Source organism: Fischerella sp. PCC 9605 (assembly GCF_000517105.1).
In the GTDB taxonomy this organism is placed as follows: Bacteria; Cyanobacteriota; Cyanobacteriia; order Cyanobacteriales; family Nostocaceae; genus PCC9605.
The window spans coordinates 1,816,235-1,838,062 of record NZ_KI912149.1; the positions used below are offsets into that span (position 1 = coordinate 1,816,235).

The window sequence follows — 21,828 nt, forward strand, 5'->3', positions numbered from 1 at the left end:
ATAAATGATGCTAGTATGATGCACACCTTTGACTCGTTCAATCGCGCGAAAACCCATACCGTTGAGGTACATTTTTACGCATTCTTTTTTGATCTCTTCTGAATATCCTTTCGGCGGATCGTACAGGTCGAGCAACTGGCGGTCGCATTTGATACAAATTTGCCCGCAGCTTACCTCTACGCTTTCCGTTCTTACGAATTTCCCTAGACCCACACTATGGACATTCCACAGTAGATCACCTCAATTCATCCCTCTATTATGCAACGCCTCTTCTTGTAATAACTTAACTTGACTTTGGCGTTGCTGGATCAGTGTTCGTACTACCGGGGAATCATCTGTATAGCGCTGGCGTTCCCCAGCCAAAGCTAGTTCAGTTTTTTGAATTTCATCAATACTCTTTTACGCAAAGCTGGATTTACAACGATGTAGAGCTTCTGGTGGAGTCAAGCTAAACATCACCAAAAGTAGTTGTGTATGTGTCTTTATTATGAGAATCTCTGACAACAGCAGATCAACACAAACGTTATTTTGAGGCACTTGTTTGGGTTAATTCCACTTCTCGTCGCCTAGGTACTTCATAAGTCATAAAATCATAAGCCATATCTGTATGAGGGAAAATAGCACGGGCTTCTTTAAGCAAATCTTTTAACTCGATGGAATTTCCAGGAGCATAGCGGGGACTAAAATGAGTCATAATCAGGCGATGTGCCCCAGCAGCTAAAGCTGTTTGCGCTGCCATTGTGGAGGTGGAGTGCAACCGCTGAAAAGCCATATCTGCATCTTGGTGAGCAAAGGTTGCTTCGTGAATTAGCACATCTGCATCCCGTGCTAATTCCACTGCACTGTCACTATAAATTGTGTCTGTACAATAGGTTATCTTGCGTCCAATTTCTGTCGGCCCGCAAAAATCTGTGCCATCAAACACTCTTCCATCAGGTAAAGTCACGGTTTCACCACGTTTAAGTTGACCGTAAACTCGGCCGGGTGGAATCTGCATGGCTTTGGCCTTTTCAATATCAAAACGTCCGGCTCGATCTTTTTCTGCTACACGGTAGCCGAAGGTAGTGACGCGGTGATGCAAGAAATCGCAGGTGACGCTAAATTCATCGTCTTCGTAAATTACACCTGGACGATTGGTATGAACTTTAACAGGATAAGAAAAGTGTGTATGGGAGTAGCGCAAGGCTGATTGCAGGTATTCGTTTAATCCGGGTGGGCCGTAGATATCAATGCGTTCGACATTACCTGCCAAACCACAACTGGCAAGAAGACCCATTAATCCAAAGATATGGTCGCCGTGCATGTGGGTAATAAAAATTCGGGAGAGTTGACTGCTTTTGAGGTCGCTGCGTAAAAGTTGGTGCTGGGTGCCTTCGCCACAGTCAAATAACCACAACTCTGCTCGTTGCGGTAATCTCAGAGCGACACTGGATACATTGCGCGATCGCGTCGGTACACCGGAACTCGTCCCTAAGAATGTTATCTGCACAGCTTTATATCTGCCTTCCTCTACTGAATTTGGCGCTCTATTCTATATGGTGGCACGGAACTCAGAAAAATATCTTCTTTAACATCAATAAGCTAGCAAAGTAAAATTACTTAGTGCAATCTCAAAAGTCATCAAGTTCTACCCTGCGAGAAGGGGAGAGGGGAAAGACAAGGGAGAAAAATTGCTTCCTTTGCCCCTTTTTTGACCCTACCCTACACCGAAACCGCCCACTCTCCGCCGATAAGTCAGGCTAAGCCTGTCTACCAGGTGTCTACGCTACGCCCCTTGGGGTTAAATCCCCTTCCATAATTTTTCGTTTGATTACCACTACCACAATCCCTAATCGCCAATCCCCAATCGCCTTTAATTACAGTACTTAAGTAAGTGGACATCAATAGTTGGACATAAATATTTTTTGTTTGAAAAAGCTGCTCTGAAAGCGTCTGAGGTTAATTTATGTGGACGTACTTACCAAAAGTAAAGTCTAATTTCTTTCATCAAAAAAATCTTTATATTATTATTTAAACATATAAATATTTTAACAAATACCAAAACTTTGCAATTAATATGATTTATTTACAGAATATTCATAAATAACAAGTTTTTGTTTGTGAGCAAAACGTTAAATTTAAAAAGTAATTTAACCAGAACTTAAAGTAAATTATCAGTACGTAGAGCAGACATATTTGTAATAATTTACATTAATTGTTCTTATGCTAAGCAGACATCGGACATCGAGTGTCGGTCGCTTATTGCAATTTTTATTTGTGTGCAGTTTTACTTGTAGCTTGTTTATAGGACATTTGCCATTATCACCTTGGCAAAGAATATTTAGAGGAAATGTAACCGCACAAACAATAGTAAAAAATAGCCACAACCCTAGCCGATTGGTTTCGTCTGATGACACTAATCAACGACTATATCAAGGTATTAAAAAATACAAAAAAGGAGATTTCACAAATGCGATCGCTCCCTGGCAAACAACTTTGAATACATCTAAACAAAATGACAATAACGTCAGCAAGACGAGTATAATTGAGAACTTGACGAGATTATATCAAGAGATAGGCAAGACAGAGGAAGAGATCGCCTATTGGGAAGAAGCGATCGCCTACTATAGTCAAGCCCATGAGTGGCTAAATGTGGGTCAAATGCTTACCCAACAAGCGCAAGCATACAACAGTTTGGGCAAACCCAATCAGGCAATGCTACTTTCACAAAGCGCTTTGCAGATTGCCCGTATTTACAACGATGATGGTTTAGAAGCGGCTGCTTTGGTGAGTAGAGGAGAGGCTTATCGACTGGAAGGCAACTACAAGCAAGCTATTACTGACTTACAATCTAGTATCAAAATTGCTGTAGAAATTCACAACTTAACATATCACGCTTCTGCTTTAAATAAACTTGGAAATACCTACATCAATCTAGCTCAGCTCGGTTATAGTCGTGCCAAATCAACTGCGGATGCAGGCGACCATGACGAAGCTGAAATTTGGAAAAAACAAGCTTTAGAAAATGATTTACTAGCTTTGCAATATTTCCAAAAAAGTTTGGAAATTGCGCGTCAACGCCAAGATAAACTAAGCGAAATTCGTCTACTAATCTCTTCTATTCCGCCTACACATCGCATCAAAAAATCACACTTAGTTACAACCAAATTGCAACTAGCTTTATTACTACTAGAACGTTTACCAAATTCTCCCTCAAAAGTCTATGCAGCTATTCAATTAGCTCATTTTTTACAATCTTTGCCTTCTAAAGCAACTTTCTCCTTAACTGAATGTCCAACACCTCAAAGAGAATCACAAGCTTTAGATTTACTCAATCGGGCAGTCTCCATCGCTCAAGACTTGCAAGACGATCGCGCCTTATCTTTTGCTTTTGGTTATCTTGGTCATATTTATGAGTGTCGTCAAGATTATAAACAAGCACTAAAATTAACTCACCAAGCGCAACAGGCTGCTGAAAAACAATTGAATACTCAAGATAGCTTCTATTTGTGGGATTGGCAAGTTGGAAGAATTTTGAGAGCACAAAATCGTGTTGATGAGGCGATCGCAGCTTATGAGCAAGCAGTTGCTAACCTAGAAAATATCCATACTCAGATTGTGGTTGCTAATCCAGACTTGCAACCTGACCCTCGCGATACTTTAGAACGTATTTATCGCGAGTTAATAGCCTTAAAGTTAAGTGTGGACAATCCTGAAACTGCATCCAGTCATCTTAATTCTGCGATCGCTAGCCTTGATGCTCTAAAACTTGCAGAACTGCGAAATTACTTCCGCAACGATTTTGTTGTTAGAACAGTTAATCAAGACAAAGCTAATTTATTAGGCTCTAACACACTGACAGCAGTGTTTTGGTCAATTATCTTTGAAGACCGTACCGCCATAATTGTTTGTCTTCCTAATGGCGAAGTCAAATTGAAGTGGATAAACCTTAATAATCAAAGCTTGAAAGATGAAATTAACAAATTTCGCATTGGACTGGAGAGACGTAGTGACATCATTTACAATCGCCGGGAAGCACAGAAGCTATACGACTGGATTGTTCGTCCTTTCACAGATGATTTAGATTCATTGCAGGTCAAAACCCTGGTTTTCATTCCAGATGGTATTCTCCGTAGTGTACCAATGGCGGCACTACATGATGGGAAACGCTTTTTAATCGAGAAATATGCGATCGCATCTACTCCTAGTATGAGTTTGACAGATCCATTCAAAGCCAAGCCTGAAAAGTTACGAGCTCTGGCTGTAGGATTAACTGAAGATGCGATGGTGGATGGTCGGGAATATCAGGCTTTAACCAACGTCAAACAGGAAATTAATCAAGTTTTGACGCTCATCCCTGGTAGCAAACAATTGTTAGATAGAAATTTTACCCGCGATCGCCTGCAAGCAGAACTCCAGCAGACTGTTTATCCGATTATTCACATCGCCACTCACGGTGAATTTGGCATTGTTCCCGAAGATACCTTTCTCGTTACTGGCAATAATCACAAACTCACGATTAACGACTTGTATAGTATTGTTAACAATGCAGTTAGCAATGTGAATTCAGTTGATTTACTCTCACTGACTGCTTGTGAAACTGCCCGTGGAGATGACCGCGCTACTCTTGGTCTAGCTAGTGTAGCGGTAGTAGCTGGCGTGAAAAGTACTCTTGCTTCTTTATGGTCGGTTAACGATGCAGCAACCGTCATTCTAGTTACGAAATTTTATGAATATTGGCACAATCAGGGAGCCAGTAAAGCTGAGGCTTTGCAAAGGGCACAGCAGGAATTAATTGCTTTAGGAAAAAAATATGCTCATCCTTACTACTGGGCACCGTTCATTCTTTTGGGTAATTGGCTTTAGTGGATAGTGGTTAGTGGGTAGTGGTTAGTAGGAAAACTAACTACTATCTACTAACTACTGACAAATAACTACTAACTACTAACTACTAACTACTAACATATTAATTTTCACCCAAAGCAATTTGAGATAAATCCCCACTGTTCGGTGATTGTTCCAAGTTAGCCAGGTCTTGTATCAAATTAGCCGCTGCTTTTCCCAATTCTCCTGTGTTACTGGGATTTAATGCTTCACTCAGGGCATCGTACCACATACCAGCCTCAGCATAGAGAGTAGCTCTTTGAGTGCGGTCTTGCTCATGATTGAGTGCATCTTTTAAACTCGCTGGTATTGCCACAACTTCAATTTCTGTCCTTGCCAGTAAATTACGCGATGGGCGGTTACGGTTACATAAAATTTCTACTTGCCATAAATATTTTTGACCAACGCTTAAACCAGGTTGCTCCTGTGGTAAGGATAATTTCATAATCCCTGGTGAACTCTGCAACTGTGACTTGTAAATTAGCTTGTGGGGTTGATCGTTGTTATCAAACTCATAGAGAGAGAATTCCATCGGCATCCTTTGGTGGTGGGCTACAAACCAAGCGAAGGTGGGATGAACTGAAGTAGTTTGCCCAACGTGTGTAACAGGGGCAAGTAGGGTTAACGAACCAGTACCAATGGTTTTGCATCTGCCTCTAATTCCTGATGAGTCTGTATAGCCACTTGGTGGTTTTTGATCGCTGGGTGGCTTATATGCGGCTAACGTCGCCTGAGTTAATGAGAGCGTAATGGTCAAAGCACAAATTGTTAAAATCTTAGGATTAAAAATTTTGTGCAAGAGCCACTTTTGGCGAGTCATCATCTTTCCCCTCTGGCATTGCACTAAGAAAATCATAGTAAATGTTTATAAATTGACCCTCTTTTTTCACTCTAATTGGACAAAAACCAGAGTCATCTCTCGCAAGTATTATGTCATCTATGATTTTGGTTGTCTAAGGCAATAATTGTCTCTAAATCTCTGTATTTTGAGGTGATTAACAAAATTCTTGCATGGAGAAGCGCAGAATTTAACTTGGTAGGAGTAACAACAGAGGGTTGATTGGACTAAGTAACTAGGCATTAAGAAACATAAATCAGAGGGTTGTTGGTGCTTGGTTGCTGAAGTTGGTTGTTCCATAGACGAGGCAGTGCGGTCTACCCTATCGGGAAGCCCTCCGGGTACTCTACCTTGAGCCGCCCACAAGGGGCGTCTACGCCAGTCCCCCCTAAAGGCAGAAGCCCTTCGGGTTCGCCACTTTCCCCTATAGGCAGAAGCCAAGACGGGAAGTGGCGAACCAAGACGGGGGCTGGTCTCATCGCGCTGCGCGCGTCTACACCAGTCGTACCCTTGGGGAAGCCGCCCTGCGGGCGTCTACATGGGGGACTCGGGGCCCCCACGACCGACAGGGAGTGGGGATTGGGGGAGAACCCCCTATAAGTGCGCGCTGGTTCACCGCTGCGCGTCTATGGGGAGGCGCGGGTGCCGCATAGCATCCGCACATAGAGGAGGTGCGTGTTCGGAAAGAGCGTCCGAACTTTAAGCGCCGTCGCCGTTCCCCCATAAGCACCTGCCGTGTGCTAGCAGCTTTGCGCAGGGTACAACAAACGATACACAATAAACGACAATTACCAATCACGAACAGTCGCCACAAGAAATATGCTGATTTATGCCAACTTACTTATCCACTCTAATTGTATTACTAAAAATGACTAAATTCATTTTAAATTTTAGTAATTTGCCTTACCGAAGGGTAGATTTATTGTTGATATATATTTAGATATTTATCACATTATTTTAAGAGTTTTATTTTACAAGTAGAAACCATGTTTTACTGTTTGCAAAGATGATATATTTTTAACTGATTTTTGGTTTAACCATTTTGCTAATATTAGCCCAAATAACCAAATGCTAGGGTTTATAGCTGATTTGAGTTGTTGATTATTGATGTATATATTTAATGCTAGATAGAAATCCCAAGGTATAAAATTTGTATTATTTATTCAACTGATTTTTTCTTTATAGTCTCTTTAATTATTATCTATGTATTTTCACTTGTTTTTCATGAAAAAATGTAAATTATTAATGGCTAAGTTTTGGATAAAGATAAGAAAAAAAATTACCAAAAACCGAATTTTGATATAGGCCAAGACAATTCACAAAGAGTACCTCTAGGAGAAAGAGACGATCGCGCAAATTTTCCTTTTAGTTGTCTGGCTAAATTTCTAAACTGCTGTGTTCCTCTACCTTCGCGGGTGGAGATGCTGCCTGAACCGTCATCAATAATTCTGAGAGTGTACCACCCTTCGTTTTGAGTGCAACTTACTTCTAGACGGGTTACACCAGTGGCGTGTTTACCAACATTACACAAAGCTTCTTCTAAAAATCGGCAGAGTCCGCGTTTTTGTTCAATACTCAGATGGCGATCGTCAATCGGATCAAATGTAACTATTTTCACTCTGAGAGTGCTAAAGCATGGAAATTCTCGCTCTAATGTATGGTCATAAACTTGATAAAGCACTGTATGAATAGGATCGTGCAAATTCAGCAGTAGACCACTTCCTAAATAAAGACTTCTATCTTGAGTTAGAGGTTCTCGTTGTAAAAATTCATATATTCCCCGTAGTTCATGATTCAATTTTTCCAGTTCTTTTTCTAATGCTGGCAGTAATTCTTCTGGCGGCATATCCTGTTCTCGAACCCGCTTCAATGCTTTTGCCAGAGTTTGCAAGGGTCCGTTATGAATTGTTTCAAAGGTACGTTCAATCAGGGCTTGACGAGCTTCAATTCTAGAACGCAGTGCTTGGTCATATTGATATAAAGCAGTCATCCCAACACCATTTAACACCAACACAAGCATTGCTGGCACTAATGGCACCCACCAACCCCAAAACAACAGAAGTAAATAGCTAGCGACTATTAAAATTGTGCTGGCAGTAGCAACAGCGAAAAGATTCCGAAATGGAGAGTTGGTGAGTCTGGCGAAAATAATTCCCAACAGGCCCCAGCCTACGATCCATACGTATTCCCATTCGTCTGCCCAAGTGTTTAAAAGTGGTCTGGAGTCAAGTACAGCACTGACAATCGCTGAAACTGCGTGTGCTTGAACTTCCACTCCATAAATGCGCCCGCTGGCAGGTTTAGTAGATATAACTGCGGAAGTAGTGATAAAATCTTTGACGCTGGGCGCAGTTACCCCCACAATCACAATGCGATCGCGTATCCACTCCGGCTGAAATTTCCCAGTTTTAATTTGATTTAAAGATAAAATCCTGAATCTTTCTGGACCACTACGAAAATTAAGTAATACCTGTACCCCACCAGCATCGGTTCTGACATACCCTCCAGAGTTAGGTAAAAACCGAGGTAGTTCAGTATTGCCGAACCTCATCGCCTCAGGGTCGCGAATACCATTTTCTAAGCTAAAACCTTGATTAGCTAAGTAAGCCTTTGCCAAACAAATAGACAAAGATAACTTGTATTCTCTTTTTGTAGGCGTTGCTAACAAGCTACGCCGCAATTTCCCGTCAGCATCGATAATTTGGTCTGCAAAACAAACTTGTTCGGAAGGTAATGCTGGTGGGGGAGCGATTTCTTCAGGTAAAACTTTTTCAATAGCAATTAAATTTTTGATATCCTCAAACGCACCGACAAGTTCAGCATGACCAGGTTCAACAGGTAAATCTCTAATAATATCAAGACCAATAACTCTGGGGGCGAGAGAATTTAATTTCCTCAGCAGTGCTGCAATTTCTCGGTCTGGTATGGGATACTTTCCCACACTGCGGATATCTTCTTCATTGATTCCCACAACCACAATGCGTTCGTCAATAGTTTCGGTGGGACGCAGACGCAGCAAATTATCAAAGGTTAGCCATTCTAGAGGCTGCATGGAACCACTTAAACGAGTAACTATTACCAGTCCAATCACCGCTATACCTGGTAATCCACCCACACGCCAAATGGCTAATTCCTCTTTGACTCTTTCCCAAAATTCAGCCTGCATTTGTTAGTTATTTGTTGTTCGGTGTTAGTTGTTTGGTGTTAGTTGTTTGTTATTTGGTGTTAACTTCAACCAACTACCAACTACCAACAGCCAACCACTAACTATTGACTCTTGACTAATGACTAATGACTAATGACTAATCAATTAACCCTTCTTCTCTAGCTCGCATTTCCGTTTGAATTCGCATATTTTTTCCGTCTTCAGGATAAACGTCTAAAGCGTCTTGTAGTTTGCTCCAGTAATGGCGCACCATGCGTTCGCCAACACACATTCGCTCCGCAATTGCCTTATCTGTTAACCCCTCTTCAAATGCGAGAGTTAACACCCTCAACCACTCTGGTTTTACCTCTAATCCAGAATGAATTCCCTTGATATCTTTTGTATGAGTTAATCCTTGTAATGCCCAATCTACTCTGGTCAACATTTCCTGACTAGAAAGACTTTTATCCGCAACTGTAAAACCTCCTTTATGAACATCAATATCAGGTCTAAGCCGCACTAATGTTCTGACATGAGCACTTTGGACTACAATGTTGAGAGTTGGATGGTTTTTCATTAAATTTCTGAGTAATTTAACACCCGTGTCAGGTCGTGCCATTTTTCCAAGGCTCTCTGGTAGAGACAGATCCATAACCACAAGTTCAGGCTGCATACTCGCTACTTGATTGAGAGCTTGCTGGGCTGTGACAGCTGTAATAAATTCAGCATCTGCATATTTCTTTCGCAGTACTTCTATCGTTCCACCTAAAACTGATTCATGGTCATCAATTACCAAAATTTTTAACAATGCTTTTCCTGATAAAACTTGTTTCATAATTTACACCCCAAAAATTAAGTAGATAACTATCTGCTCCGTTTATTAATCTACACGAAGAAAATAGTTTGTGTATAGAAACGTAAAATTTAAATTATTTAATGATATTTATATAATATAAGCTATTCTACGTAATTATTACCTACCAATAGAAATAGCAAGTAACGCTGAGATTTTTACTATAACAAAAACATTTACCTGATGTTAAAAATTTAAAACTTTCACAAAGGAATTGAAAATCAGGTAAATTTTTGTAAAATACAAGAGTGGAAATATCAGGGTAAGTAATTTGCACCATCAGCTTACAGATATCTGCCTGTTGTTCTAATCTGACGTAGATTGAAATTTGTGTCAAAACCTCTGGCAAACTAATTCTAAGTAACTCTTCTAAAGTTCTTAAAACAATCAGGCTACGTTCTGCTGGTTCATGTCGCCAAGAGGTAGGCAGATCAACATGAAAATATATGTGGGGATAGGATGTTACCCAAGGTTCTAATAAATACTGAATTGCTAGAGGTAAGCTGTCTTGAAGATACGCCGGAAATAAGCGATCGCTCAAGTGCGCCAAGGATTGATGAAAATTATCAATTTTTCTTAAGCATTCTTGAGTTTTGTTTACCGATAATTCCAAATTATCTTCTGGTAATAATTCCAAACTGCGGCGAATTGTGAAAGATTCTTGCAATAAATCGTCCCGGATTTTTTCTGCTTCCAGGAAGAGTTTTAGAGATTGTCTACCAGACCACCATTGCAATGCTTGTTGAGTTTTATGATATGTTCTGACAAACAAAGTCAGTGTAATAATGTAGACAATCAAAACTATAATTTGTATAGCCAATTGGTAATTCACAGGACATTGGTAGCTTAGTTAATTGCCTAGTGAAAGAGAGTGGTATTAAGTAGGATATGGCATTTTTATGCCAAAAAAATCGTTTGTAACAGACAAGATTGTTGCCAGAATAAGCTGTTTTTATTGCCGAAAACTGCATAATTGATAACCGAAGTTTTAAATTTTATGATTAGTAGATTGTTTAAAGTATATATACGATGACATTCCCAGGCAAAGCCAGGGAATCAGCTACAAAATATTTATTTTTTTCATTTAGACAGAGAGGTAAGTAGGAGAAGCGAGGGCGTGAGAAGTGCAAGAGTGGAGGTTGCTTATAAATCTGTACTTAGCCTTGCTTTTCTAAGCAGGAATTGCAGTGCAGTTTCTTGTTTAGAAATAATGTCAGCAGAAGCATTCATCCCTGCTTGGATATTGCAGGTACGATTGTAATCACCAAAACTTTGTTTTTCGGGTTGAATGGTAGCTTCAAAGAAGCCAGCATTAGGAGTAGTGTTACCTGCTGCGATCGCAGCTTGATTATTTATTGCAGGTGCGATCGCATCTGGAGAAATAGCACTGACAACACCTTTAAGAGTACCGTAATCAGGGTAGGGACAAGCATCAACTCGTAATTGCACTTGTTGACCAATTTCAACTTTTTTAATTTCAGCAGCAGGAATCATGGCTTTAACAACTAAAGGCGCATTATAAGGCACAATTTCTGCTACAGGTTCTGAAGGGCGTACTACTTGACCTGGGTTGCGTAAATTTAGCTTGAGGATAATTCCATCACTGGTAGCACGAATGACGCTACTTTCCATTTGGATGAGAATTTTTTGTCGTTCTTTTCGATATTGTTGGATTTGATTTCTAACTTCAATTTTTCTTTGAATTAAAGTATTTCTCTCTCTAAGCAAAGCAGCAAGGCTTGATTCTCCTTTTGCTTGTTCTTGAGCTATACGTTCTTGAGCAATCTCCACCGTTGCTGCACTAGGATTAAGACCTGCTCTAGCTGTTTGTAGATTAGCTCTAGCGATATCAACAGCTTTTTGTTCCGCTTCAACTTCTAATAATGCTTGCTCAACAGCTAGTTTTCTTTGCTCGTAATCACGCTTACCAATTGCCCCATATTCAGCTAGTTCTCGAAAGCGATCGCGATCCTGTTTAGCAAACTTTAAATCCGCTAAAGCTTTTTTTAAACCAGCTTCAGCTTTTTGGAAATTTGCTTGTGCTGCTAGCAATTCACTTTGAGTTTTGACTTGCTCATTTTGATAATCTCGTTGATTGCGTGCCAAGTCTGCTTGGGCAGAAACAACAGTTCGTTCAAGAAGTCTTTTTTCTGCCTCAATTTGAATATCTAAAGTTTGAATTTGGGCTTGAATTTGAGTTAATTGGAGAATTCCTTCTTGAATACTGTTTTGCAATTGGCTATGCTTGATCTGCAATTCCGTATCATCAAGACGGGCGATAATATCTCCCTGTTTGACTATTTCATTTTCTTTAAAAAAAATACCTTTAATAGTTCCTTCTATTTCTGGTTGAACTACCCGAATGTCTCCCGCCGGACGAACGATCGCACTTGTTCTGACTGTAACATTGTATTTGATATATGAAGCCAGAGCGATCGCTATACCAAAATTTGCGATCAGAAACAGACCAGCTAACGATGTCCAACGGCCAATTGGTGGCAGAAATTCGTCAGTATTAACTGAGGGAAGAAGTTTTTGATTATGAGTGTAGAGCATAATAGTTAGTTATTAGTTGTTAGTTGTTGGTTGGTTGTCAATTGTTGATTGCTGGTTGTTACAAACAACAATCAACAAACAACAATCACCAATCACTACCAAATTCAAGGAATTAAAAAGTCTAAATGGTCGCCACTTAGGGAGCTTAACTCTTCCACAGAACCTTGAAGTTTTAACTTGCCCTGCTCTAAATACACAATCCAATCAGCACGATTAATTACTCGGGGACGGTGGCTGATCAAAATCGTCGTTTTACCACGACGATGCTCTAATAATCTATCTAAAACTTGTGCTTCACTGACTGGATCGAGTCCAGCAGTAGATTCATCTAAAATGAGGACTGCTGGATCTGTAACAATAGCTCGTGCTATTGCTAGTCGTTGACGTTGTCCGCCAGAAATATTTGCGCCAAATTCACCCAAAACAGTTTGATATTTGTCAGGAAGTTTACTGATAAATTCATCAGCTTCAGCAATTTGGCAAGCTTTGACAATTTGCTCAAATGAAACGTGGGGTGTTCCTAAGCGGAAATTCTCGACAATAGAACGGCTCCAAAAGTGAGCGTCTTGAGGAACTAGAATTACCTGTTGGCGCAGACAATCAAGAGAAAGGTCATCTAGATTATAAATTCCAATCCGAATATTGCCCGATTGCAATGGATATAAACCTGCGATTAGTTTAGCAAGGGTACTTTTACCACAGCCAGATTTGCCAATAAAAGCAATTGCTTTACCACCTGGAATTGTCAATGAAAAATCTTCTAGTAAGTCTATTCGACCAGCGTAGTGAAAATTAACATTGTTACAAACAATGTCAGCTTCTCCAGGTATTGCGACAAATTGTTTCTTGGCATCTTTATTATCTTCTGGAGTGGAATCTATAACTTCTGTTAGACGCTGAACAGCCGTTCTCGCGCGAGTATATTCATCTATAAAACCAATGACACTACCAATTAAGCCAATAAAATTGGCATTCATGGCATTAAATGCCAGTAGTTGCCCGATACTTAGGTTTTCCTGCGGTTGAATTACCAAATTACCACCAAACCACAACAAAGCAACGCTACCAATCGCAGCGATAAAGCCAGAGAAGGTACTATTGACAATGGCGATCTGAATTGTGTTTAAGGTGAGGGTAGCAAGACGACCAAATCGGCTTTGAAATTCATCCCAAAATTGCGGTGCTGCTGTGGTAGTTTTGAGTGTAAGTGCGCCTTTAAAGGTTTCTACTAAAACGCCTTGAGCTTCTGCTTCTTGAACTAATAATTCACGTGTTTTTACTCGTAAGGTTGGCTGGAAGACAATTGTAGAAAGAGTCATAACCACGGCGACAACTACAGCCACTGTGGTCAATTTCCAGCTATAAAAAATCATGAAACCAAAAGAAACCAGCGCAATAAAAAATTGGCTGGGCAAACCGACAATTACTTGAGCAACTAATTGATTAATTTGGTCTATGTCTCGCAAGCGGCTAACAATTTCACCACTACGACGAGCTTCGTAGTAAGAAAGAGGCAATCGCAAAATTTGTCGCCCAAATTCTAAGACTAAACCCAATTGTAGACGTTGAGCAAAATGAGCAATTAAGTTAGACTGTACGAATGAAAGACTAGTGGAAACAAATTGCATTACGACCACAGCGATCGCCACTGTAGTGAGCAGCCTTGTATCCCCTCTCACCAATACATCATCAGTCAGGATTTGCAGCAAAAACGGCGAAGCTAAAGATAGCAAACCCAAAACTAAATTTAAAGGTAAGGCTTGTGCCAGTATGCCGCGAAACATCCAAACACGCTTGAAAAAACGCCAAAAGCCGCCAACCTTGTCGTCTTCTTGAGCATAAAAGCGAATTGGATCTGGCTGCAATAACAGCATCAACCAATCTGTCCAATTTTCTGCTAAATCTTTTTTAGACAGATAACGGATGCCAACTGCCGGATCGGCAACTACACATTTTTTACCTTGCTTACCATATAAAACAACCCAATGATTCCCTTGCCAGTGAATAATAGCTGGTAGAGGTGCTTCCTTCATTCGGCTTAAAAGTTCTGGTGAAGTTTTCACTGGGCGAGCATTAAACCCTAGTGTTTCTGCACCTCGCTTTAATCCCAATAAAGAGGTTCCAAACTGTCCAGTACCTACCGCTTCACGAATGTGATTGAGAGTAAAACTACGTCCATAATATTTAGAAATGGAAGCCAGGCAAGCAGCCCCACAGTCTTCTTCACTATGCTGTCGAATAACTTTGTATTTCATTAGTAATTCACCCCAAACATTGAGATCCAGAATCCGGAGGTATTATCAATTCTGTTTGCCTGTTTTTGATATTTATTTTTACGTCTAATAAAATAAGTAAAAAATTATTCTACGAATGAAACTTAAGGGGCTGAAACCATATTCACGCATCCTACGCATACTATCTCCAAATACCGAATTCATATTAAATCCAAAACTAATTAGCGAAGAGTTATATGCAGATGTTTGCTTGGAAGAAATACTACGTTGACTTTCATCTACGTTGAATTCATTACTTGCAAAAGAGTTTATATCATGCCTTTGAATGACAAAATCAAATCCTCCTGATACGGTTTCCTGTTCTGACTCAGATAACTCCGTAAATAAATCGGATTGTGTCAATTTGTTATCATCAGCCACAGTATCACCTCTTTTGAAATCAAAGTAATTTTAGAAACTTGGCAGCAAAATTAAGTATTAAAGCAATTTTTGGCGTTATTAAGATTCCCTGATTTAGTACCGCTAACTAATTTTTCTTTTCTATATGCAGTAAGCTACCAGCTGTAAGGGATAGAGATTTGATGAATAACCATCGCATCTATGCAATTACCCAATTAGCTGATAGCTGACTGAACTATAGAAAAAAAACCATATAGCAAAGATGCAGGATGAAATTGAGGATTCCAGAGTCATAAATTATTAAGCCTTATCACACACACCAAACTAGAGCGTTCAAAAGCGTTCAGTTGTTGTATAATCAAAGGAAGGAAAACTTTCTGGAATCCGGATTAGGCAATTAATGCACAACTTAATTGCCTAATTTTAATTTTTTAGTAATGCCAGGGGTAGATGTGAATTTTTTCTAGAGCGGAGGCATCAACTTTCGCTTGTTCAGTGCTGAATTCCTTCATTGTGCCTGCACCTTTAGCATCGGCAAATGTGGCAGTCTTTAAGGTCAAGCTCTTGAATGCTTGAGAGAAGTCAGACTTAGCAACTTCCTTAAATCCTGGGAAATACTTTCCGTAGTCATAGCCACCACCACCAGCAACCATTTGCTGTTGTTCTTCGGTTACATCAACGAACATATCAGATGCGAAAATTTCGTTAGACATAGTTGAAAACTCCTTGGTTGTAATCTTGGTGTTAATTTTGAGGCTTTAGTTGATTGCCCTTTGTTTGGCGATTCAACTCTTTGCTTGTTTATTACGATATACGGTCGCCAATAGATATAGCATTAGAAATTCGTGCAAACTTAATTGCCAGGTTGAGAATCACAAATTGCAGGATAATGCTAGTGTCATTTCCGAAAAATACATTTAAATCCAATCAACTTGGGATTATTCTCGTAGACCAATAAAAAATCCAGTTTCTACAAGAAACTGGATTTATTTGGACAGGCTCTCAAAATAGAGATTACGATCAATTGTTATGAATGCTTCAGTTAATCAATCAAATAAAATATAAGACTTTCGTAGCGGTATATTATGCTATCTCTAATCCACCCAGAAAAAGCATAACACCATGCAGCCTACTCTAGATTATTTACATTTGCCTGAGTAATAGTATAAAAATAACTTAGGAAAATATTTGCGTTTAACAAATTAAGAATCAACCATTAGATGAATGCTCATTCTCTAGAAGTCGATCGCGAATAGTCTTCAGTTGCCCTTGACTGCTAACGGGATTGCGTGGCAGTGGTACCTCCATATTGGGCCAGCCGGATAAATCATTGCATGGGCATAACTCAGCTGGCATACCTACATTTCGCACTGGTACTGGCATAGTGCAACGGGCACAGGGGAACATCTCCCAATTGGGTGTTAAGAGTTCAGCAATAGTTTCGTGTGTACCTTCTAAGTGACAGTCGCCTGAATTTTGTGAGGTAATCTTTCGCCAGCATTCCTCAAACTCATCGCTGTAGCGATCGCCTACTATGACGTATTCAGGCAACAATGCTTCTGCACTATTGCCAACTATTACCTTTTTGCCTAACTGAAACCAGTAAGCGAGATATCGTTTTACTTCTTTTTGAGATGCCATACTCTCAATCTTATAGCCTAGATTTTGAATTGTGGTTCGCCAATTTGGAACAAATAATTAAGAATGGTCATTAGTCATTAGTCAATAGTCATTGGTCATTAGTCATTAGTTATTTGTTATTAGTTCTTTCCCTTACTCCCCATCTCCCCATCTCCCACTCTCCCACTCTCCCCCTCTCTTCCCCAGCTTGGTAATGGGGAACCAAGCAGACTCAGATTAAGAACGTGACCACCAGTAACTAAATAGACTAATGCAGAGATTGCACTCAACTGACGCACCAAAGCACCCAAGCGATCGCGAAAAGTACGACCGATAGGATAAGCTGGCACCACACCCCATCCTGTTTCTTCGGCAACAAAAATCATATCGGCTGCGACTAATTCCACTGTCTCTAATAACTCTTGCACAGTCTTTTCCCAGATTGCTTCCTCCTGAGAGAGAAGATTAGCTACCCAAGTTCCTAAAGAATCAATCAAAATACAGGTGTTTGGTTTCGCTTCAGCAAGGGTAGCAGATAATTCCACAGGCACTTCCAGTGTTACCCAGTTTTGAGGACGGCGTTGTTGATGTTTTTGAATGCGTTGTTGCCACTCATGATCTGCATCGTTACAAGTTGCTGTCGCCACGTAAATCACTGCTTTTTGTGACTGCACTGCCAAAGCTTCTGCCCATTCACTTTTACCAGAACGTGCAGGCCCAGTTACCAAAATGACTTTATTCATTAAACTTTATCCTCCTGCCTTTTGCTTCCTGCCGGGGTTTCCACAAATTCACGCGAAGCGGCGAGTTTGTGGGGTGCTTCTCCTGACTCTGGCTTCTGTCTTTTGTCTTCTTGTTTGTGACTTTACTCTAAGCAGTTTAGTTAGTATCTTTAATTAACTAGGGTTGTAACTTAGATACCATAATTTTTCACTTTCAGGATGAGATTTTTGACCCCAATTAACTTTTAAGAGATAAAATTAACACTCAGCATCTTTTATGCAATTTTGGGAAAAGTCAAAAATCCCAACAGACGAATCAGCATCATTAAATACCACAAGTCACAGCAAAGCTAGAGATATCCTTATGAAAGCAGGTTTAAAACGTATTGAGGCTACACTGCACGATTTAGGAAATCGCGGTACTGCTGCCGCTGAATCAGAAGATACAAGCAAGCAGTCTTTATCGTTTCGGATCAGCACTGGTGTATCAGAACAGGCAGCTAATAATAATATCTCGTCCCAGAATGAGCATACTCAGCAACAAGAAGAGTATCTAGAGCCTCATCAAACAACCGTGCAAACCTTTTCGGTAGAAGAGAACGCCTGCAAAACGCCAAGCCTCCCCAAATTCAAAACACCTAGCTTTACCAGTCATCGCAATGGGCCTAATCCGGCATTAGCAATGAACCTGTTGGAAGAAATACAGGAAATCGTTGCTGGTTGGCAAGCAGAATTGCAAAAAATCGTGCGGCAAATACAAGACCTTTATTTAGAAGGACCTATTGTTAATGGTTGGTTAGAGTCTTACACAGGCGAAGAACCGACAGGAAACGCCACACTACGCCATGCAGAAGTCGATCGCTTGATGGACTATGTAGAAGAAATTTGCGCTCAACAAGAAAAAATATCTTATCAATCATCCTGTGCCGGCTACCGTTTGTGTGGTTTGGATGCTTCTGGTACAGTCTGGTCACGTCCCTGTCCACCCGATCAGGTTGCCAGCGTCAGTATGGCGATCGCCCGCTACCAAAAATTACGCCAATTGTTAGCACGCAAGCAATACTTAGAAACTCGTCTCACACAATTGGCTGAAACTTTAGTGGTTTTACACGGTCACATTCAATGCCAGTAAAGAAGGCTGTTATACGATTGGCAGGAGACAGAAGAAAGTTAATCTTCAAATTGAAAAGGGACAAGGAGGACAAGGGGATGGGGTGATGGGGAGAGTCCAGTTTTATATTCTCCCCAACTCCCCACCTCCCTATCTCCCGCTCCCCCCTTCCCCCTCTCCCTGGTCTTACTACACTAATAATTCATGAATACTGAATCGATGCTCTAGGGTGGCGAATTTCGCAACGGCTATTTTGCGTGAAGATTTTAAGATGATTTCCGAAAAAACTCGGTGGTGAGTCAGGATTTTTTGGTATAGATTAGCTCCAGAGCAGTGTCCTTTGGATTTTGTCAGTAGTTGTTGTTTGTTGTTTGTTGCTTGGAACAAGCAACAACCAACTACCAACAACTAACATCATCCAAAATCTAAAATCCAAAATCTTAAATTCTCTATGCCAGACACGCAAATCTCTGCCATCATTTGTACTCACAATCGAGATACCTATTTAGGTTCTGCCATAGATAGCCTTCTGTCGCAGAATTTTGCCGCTGGCTTTGAAGTGGTAGTGGTGGATAATGCCTCTAGCGATCGCACCCGTGCTGTTGTAGAAGAAAGGGCTAGTAATCCCCGCCTTAAGTATATTTTTGAACCTATTGTTGGTCTATCTGTCGCCCGCAATACGGGTGCTCAAGTTGCCAGCGGTGAAATATTAGCATACCTTGATGATGATGCGGTAGCGAGCGAGGGTTGGCTGCAAGCTTTGTACACTGCCTATCAAAATCACCCGAAATTAGCGATCGCTGGTGGCAAAGTAAGCTTGTTATGGTCTGAGGGAATGCAAGCACCACAGTGGCTATCGAGAGGATTAGCCACTAATTTGGGCGCATACGACTTAGGCAACACCATAGTTTACATCGACAAACCTGGTTTAACCCCCAGAGGCTTAAATTACTCTATCCGCCGCAGTTTTCTAGAAGAAATTGGCGGTTTTGATCCTCACCTTGGTCGTGTAGGTAAAAAACTATTATCTAACGAAGAACTGCAAATGACCGAACTTGCTCTCCAACGGGGTTGGCAAGTCGCTTATCTTCCTGACGCCCACGTGCTTCATAATGTTGATCCCGAACGCTTAAAGCGTTCCTGGTTTTTAAATCGAGGCTGGTGGCAAGGTATTAGTGAGTGTTATCGAGAACAACTAGCAGGCACAGCTGGTGTTGGTCAATTGCGACGCGGTAGCGAACGATTTTTACGTGGTTTATATAAGGCAATACAATATTTTGCCGATCCCGCAGAAAGATTTGACAAATTTGTATATGCCTATGGTCAGATTGGTTATTTGAATGCCGCTATTGCGGGTCTTCTAACTTCATCAAAAAGAGTCAATAGTCAATAGTCATACTTGGTTATTAGTTATTTGTTGGTGGTTGCTTGAAACAACCAACAACCAACAACCAACAACCAACAAACAACAAACAACAAACAACAAACAACAATGACAAATAACTATTAATAACTCATTATGCTTTCTAAAATACCAGTTTCTGTACTAATTCCAGCAAAAAACGAAGAAGCAAACTTGCCAGCCTGCCTTGCGAGCGTGCAAAGAGCAGACGAAATATTTGTGGTAGACTCGCAAAGTAGCGACAAAAGTGTCGAAATTATTAAAAATTACGGTGCAAATGTCGTGCAATTTCATTTCAACGGGCGCTGGCCAAAAAAGAAAAATTGGTCTTTAGAAAATTTAGCTTTTCGCAATGAGTGGGTTCTAATAGTTGATTGCGATGAGCGTATTACCCCCGAATTGTGGGAGGAAATTGCCCAAGCAATTGAAAATCCAGAATACAATGGTTACTACCTTAACCGTCGCGTATTTTTCTTAGGTAAATGGATTCGCCACGGCGGCAAATATCCTGATTGGAACTTACGTTTATTTAAGCATAAAAAAGGGCGCTACGAAAACCTCAACACAGAAGATATTCCCAATACGGGTGATAACGAAGTTCACGAACATGTCATCTTAGATGGGAAAGTAGGATATCTGAAAAATGACATGCTTCATGAAGATTTTCGTGACCTGTTTCACTGGTTAGAAAGACATAATCGTTATTCTAATTGGGAAGCCCGTGTTTACTACAATTTACTCACAGCTAACCACGACAGCGGAACTATTGGCGCGAAACTATTTGGTGATGCAGTACAACGCAAGCGCTTTTTGAAACAAATTTGGGTGCGGCTACCATTTAAACCATTTTTGCGATTTATTTTGTTCTACATTATCCAGCGTGGTTTTTTAGATGGTAGGGCTGGATATATTTATGGGCGGCTTCTCAGCCAATATGAGTATCAAATAGGTGTGAAACTTTACGAGTTACGCCACTGCGGCGGTAAGCTCAATACTAAATCTACCCCTATAGCAACACAATCATCTCTTCCTCAAGAAGTTAGGCAAACAGTTAGCTAGGAGTGAGGGAGTGGGAGAGTGGGGGAGAAAATAATTCAAAATTCAAAATTCAAAATTCAAAACTAAGAATCTTTTTGAATGCGTGAATGCGTGAATGCGTGACTTGTTACGCCACTAACCACTAACTACTAACCACTAACCACTAACTATTGACTCTTGACTAATGACTAATGACCAACCATTTATAGATTTACGCAAATATGACCAATCCTGGTTTGATCGTGGACGTCCTGGCTGGTATGTTTTGCTGTGGTGGTTTGTGCAGGCGATCGCTTTTCCTCTCACTCCTCATCCGTTAAACAGTCTGCGTTGTGCCTTGTTACGCTGGTTTGGCGCTCAGATCGGTAAAGGTGTACTAATTCGACCTACAGCTCGTTTCACCTACCCTTGGAAAATTACTATCGGTGATTACAGTTGGATAGGGGATGATGTGGTTTTATACAGTTTAGACTACATCCATATCGGTGAGCACTGCGTAATTTCACAGAAAAGTTATTTGTGTACTGGTAGTCATGACATGTATGACTCGGCTTTCGGATTGAAAACAGCAAGTATCTGTGTTAATAATGGGGTATGGGTAGCTGCTGATTGCTTCATTGGGGCAGGAGTAAAAATTGGAGCAAATGCCGTAATTGGTGCGCGCAGCAGTGTTTTTAGCGATATACCTTCTGGGCAAGTATGTTGGGGAACACCATGTCGTCCCCGGTATCCCAGGACTGAGAAGCATCAACCCAATTCGGAATTGACAGTTTAGAATTCGGAATTACCTTACAAGCAAATAGGGCAAAGGGCATAAAAATTATGAATTATGAATTATGAATTATGAAATTTTCAGCATTCAGCATTCATAAATTTTTACTTATTCCCAATCCCCGCGAAATTCCTTAGACAAGAGGAGTAGGATTTTCTTTCATATGCCTGCCTTATGTCAGGAATAGCTAATAATTTCAATGAATGATGAGAGTTTTAAATTAAAATGAAAACTTAACTACAGAATTTTTGCGTTATCTTAGCTTATACGTGAGG

Annotated in this window: 16 protein-coding genes and 1 pseudogene; 5 read left to right on the plus strand and 12 right to left on the minus strand. The window is 40.5% G+C overall.

The features are described 5' to 3' along the window. Both FIS9605_RS37845 and FIS9605_RS0122875 read right to left on the minus strand, forming a co-directional pair. Positions 1-169 (minus strand): annotated as a pseudogene (locus tag FIS9605_RS37845) (IS1 family transposase); the annotation flags it as partial. 354 nt (positions 170-523) lie between these two features. Then, complete coding sequence (locus FIS9605_RS0122875) at positions 524-1,489, minus strand: ribonuclease Z (protein ID WP_026734679.1); 966 nt, start codon at positions 1,487-1,489, stop codon at positions 524-526. A gap of 713 nt (positions 1,490-2,202) precedes the next feature. On the opposite strand from FIS9605_RS0122875, the gene FIS9605_RS0122880 reads away from it, so the two are divergent. Then, positions 2,203-4,845: a CHAT domain-containing protein gene (locus tag FIS9605_RS0122880; RefSeq protein ID WP_026734680.1), complete on the plus strand. Its 2,643-nt coding sequence runs from the start codon at positions 2,203-2,205 to the stop codon at positions 4,843-4,845. Positions 4,846-4,945: 100 nt separating this feature from the next. On the opposite strand, the gene FIS9605_RS0122885 is transcribed toward FIS9605_RS0122880, so the two are convergent. From FIS9605_RS0122885 to cobU, 10 genes are all read right to left on the minus strand, one after another. Continuing rightward, on the minus strand, positions 4,946-5,686 hold the full coding sequence (locus tag FIS9605_RS0122885; protein ID WP_231510426.1) for a DUF928 domain-containing protein: 741 nt from the start codon (positions 5,684-5,686) through the stop codon (positions 4,946-4,948). A 1,294-nt stretch (positions 5,687-6,980) separates the two neighbouring features. Continuing rightward, positions 6,981-8,867 carry a CHASE2 domain-containing protein gene (locus tag FIS9605_RS0122890; RefSeq protein ID WP_026734682.1) on the minus strand — a complete coding sequence of 629 codons (1,887 nt, stop codon included), beginning with the start codon at positions 8,865-8,867 and terminating at the stop codon, positions 6,981-6,983. 136 nt (positions 8,868-9,003) lie between these two features. Beyond that, the gene (locus FIS9605_RS0122895; protein WP_026734683.1) at positions 9,004-9,681 is read right to left on the minus strand and encodes a response regulator transcription factor; all 678 of its coding nucleotides are present in this window, start codon (positions 9,679-9,681) and stop codon (positions 9,004-9,006) included. Positions 9,682-9,823: 142 nt separating this feature from the next. Next, positions 9,824-10,531, minus strand: a complete 708-nt coding sequence (locus FIS9605_RS0122900; RefSeq protein ID WP_026734684.1) for a hypothetical protein — start codon at positions 10,529-10,531, stop codon at positions 9,824-9,826. Positions 10,532-10,842: 311 nt separating this feature from the next. Continuing rightward, on the minus strand, positions 10,843-12,255 hold the full coding sequence (locus FIS9605_RS0122905) for an HlyD family secretion protein (protein ID WP_026734685.1): 1,413 nt from the start codon (positions 12,253-12,255) through the stop codon (positions 10,843-10,845). 104 nt (positions 12,256-12,359) lie between these two features. Next, positions 12,360-14,510, minus strand: coding sequence for a peptidase domain-containing ABC transporter (locus FIS9605_RS0122910; RefSeq protein WP_026734686.1), 2,151 nt, complete (start codon positions 14,508-14,510; stop codon positions 12,360-12,362). Positions 14,511-14,594: 84 nt separating this feature from the next. Beyond that, the gene (locus tag FIS9605_RS0122915; protein ID WP_026734687.1) at positions 14,595-14,909 is read right to left on the minus strand and encodes a hypothetical protein; all 315 of its coding nucleotides are present in this window, start codon (positions 14,907-14,909) and stop codon (positions 14,595-14,597) included. Positions 14,910-15,319: 410 nt separating this feature from the next. After that, positions 15,320-15,601: a CTB family bacteriocin gene (locus tag FIS9605_RS37850; RefSeq protein WP_035140002.1), complete on the minus strand. Its 282-nt coding sequence runs from the start codon at positions 15,599-15,601 to the stop codon at positions 15,320-15,322. Positions 15,602-16,097: 496 nt separating this feature from the next. After that, positions 16,098-16,529: a hypothetical protein gene (locus FIS9605_RS0122925; RefSeq protein ID WP_026734688.1), complete on the minus strand. Its 432-nt coding sequence runs from the start codon at positions 16,527-16,529 to the stop codon at positions 16,098-16,100. Between the two features lie 119 nt (positions 16,530-16,648). Further along, a complete protein-coding gene (cobU, locus tag FIS9605_RS0122930; RefSeq protein WP_026734689.1) occupies positions 16,649-17,251 on the minus strand; it encodes a bifunctional adenosylcobinamide kinase/adenosylcobinamide-phosphate guanylyltransferase in 603 nt (200 codons plus the stop codon). Between the two features lie 343 nt (positions 17,252-17,594). Between cobU and FIS9605_RS0122935 the strand changes: the two genes are divergently transcribed. From FIS9605_RS0122935 to hpsU, 4 genes are all read left to right on the plus strand, one after another. Then, positions 17,595-18,362, plus strand: a complete 768-nt coding sequence (locus tag FIS9605_RS0122935) for a hypothetical protein (RefSeq protein ID WP_026734690.1) — start codon at positions 17,595-17,597, stop codon at positions 18,360-18,362. Between the two features lie 430 nt (positions 18,363-18,792). Continuing rightward, positions 18,793-19,734 (plus strand): glycosyltransferase, encoded by a 942-nt coding sequence (locus tag FIS9605_RS0122945; RefSeq protein ID WP_026734691.1) that lies wholly within the window; start codon positions 18,793-18,795, stop codon positions 19,732-19,734. Between the two features lie 126 nt (positions 19,735-19,860). Next, positions 19,861-20,802, plus strand: a complete 942-nt coding sequence (locus tag FIS9605_RS0122950; RefSeq protein ID WP_026734692.1) for a glycosyltransferase family 2 protein — start codon at positions 19,861-19,863, stop codon at positions 20,800-20,802. A gap of 163 nt (positions 20,803-20,965) precedes the next feature. Then, a complete protein-coding gene (gene hpsU / locus FIS9605_RS0122955) occupies positions 20,966-21,556 on the plus strand; it encodes a hormogonium polysaccharide biosynthesis acetyltransferase HpsU (protein WP_026734693.1) in 591 nt (196 codons plus the stop codon). Positions 21,557-21,828 lie beyond the last annotated feature (272 nt).

Excerpts from the sequence above, each read along its gene's own strand:
- FIS9605_RS0122880 (WP_026734680.1), top strand. The coding sequence starts at position 2,203 with ATGCTAAGCAGACATCGGACATCGAGTGTCGGTCGCTTATTGCAATTT.
- FIS9605_RS0122885 (WP_231510426.1), bottom strand. The coding sequence starts at position 5,686 with ATGATGACTCGCCAAAAGTGGCTCTTGCACAAAATTTTTAATCCTAAG.
- FIS9605_RS0122890 (WP_026734682.1), bottom strand. The coding sequence starts at position 8,867 with ATGCAGGCTGAATTTTGGGAAAGAGTCAAAGAGGAATTAGCCATTTGG.
- FIS9605_RS0122895 (WP_026734683.1), bottom strand. The coding sequence starts at position 9,681 with ATGAAACAAGTTTTATCAGGAAAAGCATTGTTAAAAATTTTGGTAATT.
- FIS9605_RS0122905 (WP_026734685.1), bottom strand. The coding sequence starts at position 12,255 with ATGCTCTACACTCATAATCAAAAACTTCTTCCCTCAGTTAATACTGAC.
- FIS9605_RS0122910 (WP_026734686.1), bottom strand. The coding sequence starts at position 14,510 with ATGAAATACAAAGTTATTCGACAGCATAGTGAAGAAGACTGTGGGGCT.
- FIS9605_RS37850 (WP_035140002.1), bottom strand. The coding sequence starts at position 15,601 with ATGTCTAACGAAATTTTCGCATCTGATATGTTCGTTGATGTAACCGAA.
- FIS9605_RS0122925 (WP_026734688.1), bottom strand. The coding sequence starts at position 16,529 with ATGGCATCTCAAAAAGAAGTAAAACGATATCTCGCTTACTGGTTTCAG.
- cobU (WP_026734689.1), bottom strand. The coding sequence starts at position 17,251 with ATGAATAAAGTCATTTTGGTAACTGGGCCTGCACGTTCTGGTAAAAGT.
- FIS9605_RS0122935 (WP_026734690.1), top strand. The coding sequence starts at position 17,595 with ATGAAAGCAGGTTTAAAACGTATTGAGGCTACACTGCACGATTTAGGA.
- FIS9605_RS0122945 (WP_026734691.1), top strand. The coding sequence starts at position 18,793 with ATGCCAGACACGCAAATCTCTGCCATCATTTGTACTCACAATCGAGAT.
- FIS9605_RS0122950 (WP_026734692.1), top strand. The coding sequence starts at position 19,861 with ATGCTTTCTAAAATACCAGTTTCTGTACTAATTCCAGCAAAAAACGAA.
- hpsU (WP_026734693.1), top strand. The coding sequence starts at position 20,966 with ATGACTAATGACCAACCATTTATAGATTTACGCAAATATGACCAATCC.